Origin of the sequence: Calothrix rhizosoleniae SC01 (assembly GCF_900185595.1) — a bacterium.
GTDB lineage: Bacteria > Cyanobacteriota > Cyanobacteriia > Cyanobacteriales > Nostocaceae > Calothrix_A > Calothrix_A rhizosoleniae.
This window is the reverse complement of the sequence record NZ_FYBH01000433.1, coordinates 1-4,098: the sequence shown is the minus strand read 5'-3', so window position 1 is coordinate 4,098 and position 4,098 is coordinate 1. Positions and strand designations below refer to the sequence as shown.

At 38.9% G+C, this 4,098-nt stretch carries 4 protein-coding genes; 3 read left to right on the top strand and 1 reads right to left on the bottom strand.

Annotated elements, in window-relative coordinates; all coding sequences use genetic code 11:
* Window positions 1–393 precede the first annotated feature (393 nt).
* Window positions 394–861 carry a hypothetical protein gene (locus CALSC_RS25040; RefSeq protein WP_088243906.1) on the bottom strand — a complete coding sequence of 156 codons (468 nt, stop codon included), beginning with the start codon at window positions 859–861 and terminating at the stop codon, window positions 394–396.
* Between the two features lie 294 nt (window positions 862–1,155).
* On the opposite strand from CALSC_RS25040, the gene CALSC_RS25035 reads away from it, so the two are divergent.
* From CALSC_RS25035 to CALSC_RS25025, 3 genes are read left to right on the top strand one after another with little or no spacing between them, the layout of a single operon-like run.
* Window positions 1,156–3,432 (top strand): NACHT domain-containing protein, encoded by a 2,277-nt coding sequence (locus CALSC_RS25035; RefSeq protein ID WP_088243905.1) that lies wholly within the window; start codon window positions 1,156–1,158, stop codon window positions 3,430–3,432.
* Window positions 3,433–3,454: 22 nt separating this feature from the next.
* Complete coding sequence (locus tag CALSC_RS25030; RefSeq protein ID WP_088243904.1) at window positions 3,455–3,661, top strand: hypothetical protein; 207 nt, start codon at window positions 3,455–3,457, stop codon at window positions 3,659–3,661.
* Between the two features lie 24 nt (window positions 3,662–3,685).
* On the top strand, window positions 3,686–3,988 hold the full coding sequence (locus CALSC_RS25025; protein ID WP_088243903.1) for a hypothetical protein: 303 nt from the start codon (window positions 3,686–3,688) through the stop codon (window positions 3,986–3,988).
* Window positions 3,989–4,098: the final 110 nt, after the last annotated feature.

Genomic DNA, 4,098 nt, shown 5'->3' with positions numbered 1-4,098 from the left:
AAGGGAAAGGTTTTGCGTAGCAAAATCGAGGGTGAGGTTCAATTATTAAGATTGCATATTATTTAATCCACGTTCCTTACTCTAATATTATCGGCAAACTATAGGATTGTGGATTTTGGAATGTTTGAGTAAAATTTAAACTTTTGATAAAAATACCCATTGAAAACCCTTGAGCCTGAGTAAAGTTTTGTCCCTGGCGACTGTTCAAGTTCTGTCATGGAGATTGTTGTAATGACCCATGCTACGAAGCGGTCTAAATTGACCTAGGTTGGGACGGTCTACTACTCTTCTTAATATACAAGGTTGGGTTGAAGAATGAAACCCAACACCAGTAAAGTTTTGTTAGGTTTCACTTCGTTCTACTCAACCTACATTTTTAGTCGTGTTAGTCCACTACAATGTGTGTTCTTTATCAGTTAATTTGTTCTTGGTAAAGGTAGCAGTAATGGTGGAACCATCTGAATTAGTCCAGCGAATAACTACAGTAGTGGCAGAACTTTTAATTTCAATACCACCATTCACAAAAATTTGCGCTTCTAGTAAGGATATTCCTTCACTCAATTTTTCATAATGCAATAGAGTATATTTACGAGATTGAGATTGTGCAGTAGTTGCTAGTTGATCGCTTCTAGATTGATAGTCAATCAACCCAGAGCTAAACCCATAACTAATTGCAATGATCACTGCCATCTGAAATAGGGTATATTTACGAGATTGAGATTGTGCAGTAGCTGCTAGTTGATCGCTTCTAGATTGATAGTCAATCAACCCAGAGCTAAACCCATAACTAAGTGCAATGATCACTGCCATGAGTAGACCTAGAGGTGATTTTGGCAACATGGCTAATGGAGATTTTTTCATAATAGTGTTACATCTTTAAAGAAATTTGCGAAAAACTCGCTCTGAATTGGAGAGATATATTTGAACCTCTACCAGAGGAACGAACATTGCGTAGAATATAAATTAGCAATGTCAAACTTATGTAAAATTTGTGTCTTATTAATGTAAGATATCTCCCGATTTTTGTCAACTTTCTGTCAGGTATAATGCAGGTTGTGTCAAATAAATGTAAAAATAATGTAGTATTAGTTTATTTTCTGTGTGTAACAGTGCCAGCTTGCATAAGTCCTACCTAGTGTCAGTTTTTTGTAAATTATGTCAAAAAGAGGAATCAGAGTATCTCAAGAAGGACTAGAAAAAGCTAAAAAAGTATTAATGTTAAGAGGTTTGACTCAACAAGCCTTGGCGAAGGGCGGTGGTTATTCTAGGGCAACTGTGAGCAAATTTTTTAATGGAAAACTTGTTGAAAAGTCTATTTTCAGCAGTATCTGTTCACAATTAAATTTGCAAGTGAATGACATAGCAGAACTTGAGGTAGAAATTGAAAAGGCTCCGCAGGTCTCCGAAATTGAGGAGATAGTGCAAGATATACGGCAGAAGATACAGGCTGACATTCAGCAATCTTGCGGTACTATGCGGGTTTTGGATATGACCCAGCCAATTGAGTTAGGAAGTATTTACACTCAGGTGAATATTCTGGAGAAAATCACCGGACGTAGACGGATTGATTTAGAGAAGTTTTCGGAAGATTTAAACTCAGAAAATTTTGATCGCTTTGGTTGGAATAAAGTAAAAGAGAAGCCAGTAGAAGGATTAAAAGCAGTTCTCGATTACAGTAAGTTAATGGTATTGGGTAAGCCGGGAGCAGGAAAAACCACCTTTCTCAAATACTTAACAATCCAGTGTATCCAAGGAAATTTTCTCAAATATTGCATCCCCGTATTTATTCCCCTGAAGCAATTTGCAGAAATAGAAGGTGAACCGGGTTTACTCGATTATATTTGTCAATGGTTGGGTGAGTGTGGGGTGAGTGAAGCTGAAACTAAAGCACAACAGATATTGAAAAAAGGTCGAGCATTGGTATTACTAGATGGTTTGGATGAAGTTAGGGAAGAAGATAGCGATCGCATCATTAAAGAAATTCGCCAGTTTTCTCAACAATTTAGCTTGTCTCAATTCGTTATCACCTGTCGTATTGCTGCTAGTGACTACACTTTCGATCAGTTTACTGAGGTAGAAGTAGCTGATTTTGAAGATGAACAAATAAAGAAGTTTGCTAAATCCTGGTTTGAAATTAAAAATTTAGATTACGCTGAGGATTTTATCCAGCAATTGGAAGACAATCCCCAAATCAAAGAATTAGCAACTAGTCCTTTACTATTAACCCTGCTTTGTCTAGAATTTGAAGATTCTCGGAGTTTTCCTGCTGATCGTGCGGAGTTGTACAAGCGAGCCACTGAAACTCTACTGCGAAAATGGGATGATAAACGCCAAATTCAGCGACAACAAGTTTACAAGCAACTTTCTGTCAAGCGCAAGGAAGATTTACTCAGTCAGGTTGCTTTTAGTACCTTTAAGGAAAAACATTATTTTTTCAAGCAAAGAATTGTCGAAAACCACATCGCTGATTACATCAGTAACTTACCAGATGCACCCACTGAAACTGAAAAATTGCATCTTGATAGCGGAGCAGTCTTAAAATCTATTGAAGCTCAACACGGACTGTTAGTAGAGCGCGCTAGAGGTATTTACTCGTTTTCTCATTTGACTTTTCAGGAATATTTTACCGCCCAAAAAATTGTTAGCGAGCAAGCAATACCAGAGTTGGTGGAGCATATTACAGAAAAACGTTGGCGGGAAGTTTTTTTACTAACACCAGGAATGCTCTCCAATGCAGGGGAACTGTTAAAGTTGATGAAACAGCGAGTAGATGGGCTGCTAGCAGCAGATGAGAAGTTGCAGAAATTTCTCACCTGGGTGAATCGCAAGGTTAGTTCTGTGGAAACGAGCTACAAACCAGCTGCAATCCGAATCTTTTACATTTGCCTCAGCCGATACCTCAGCCGATACCTCAGCCTCTACCTCAGCCGATACCTCAGCCTCAGCCTCAGCCGAGATCTCACCCTTAACCTAAGCCGATACCTCAGGCGAGACCTCAGCCGAGATCTCACCGGAGTTCTCAGCCGAGACCTCAGCCTTTACCTCAGCCGAGACCTCACCGGAGTTCTCAGCCGAGACCTCAGCCTCTACCTCAGCCAAGTCCTTGCTCTTGATATTTCTCCAGAACTGAAGCAAACATTACAAAACTTGATAACCCAGCTACCGAAGGAAGATAGCGAACCAAAAGTCATTAAACAGTGGTGGCTCGAAAATAGTGAATCTTGGGCACAGCAATTAAGAAATGTAATGATTGAGCATTGTTATATTGGATACGACTGGCAATTTACGCAAGACCAAAAGAAAAGCCTGGGACAGTACCTTAATGCTAATAAACTATTATTAGACTGCTTGGAAAATGGCTATGTCACCCGTGCTGTGAGAGAAGAAATTGAGTCAACTTTGTATTTACCTGTGGAGCAATTAGAAAATTAATCTGTTGCAAAAAATCTCATTTATGGAAAAACAACATCATAAAACTATATGCCATGACTGTACCTTTTCTGAATTGGGAAAAATCACTCCACAATGTCTTCATCCTGACGAAGCTGGAGTTAATTGCGATAACGTGACTTTTTGCGATTCATTTCAACCATCACAGGAAATTGACAGTCCTTGTGTATCATTTAGTGAGGATGAAGTTGAGGTAACTCGACAGTCATGAGTATAAGTGAGCTTGAATGGTTGAATGATTAACTTTCCAATTGAGATCGATTTTGAGCATATAAATTTTTCTGAGCTGGAAACTGAGGAAGATTTTCGTGCCGAAGCCAAAAAATTACTTCCTGCTGCACTCTTCCAATTTGGTGAAGCTGTAGCACTGCAAACCTGGGAAGAAATGCAACAAAAACTTTCTGGCAAGGGTTCCCAAAATGAAAAACGGAGATTTATTCAAGAAACGGGAAGAAATTACCAGCGTAAGGCAAGTAACCGCGAAAGGCAACAACTAGAAGACTATATAGTAGAACAACTACAGCAGTATAAAAGGTAATATTAGGGATAAGATTGCCAAAAACCCAGTCTTAATATTAAGAGGATGCTTGAAAAGTATTATATTTAACACCAGAATCTCGAAAANACACTACCTACCTACCGTACCGT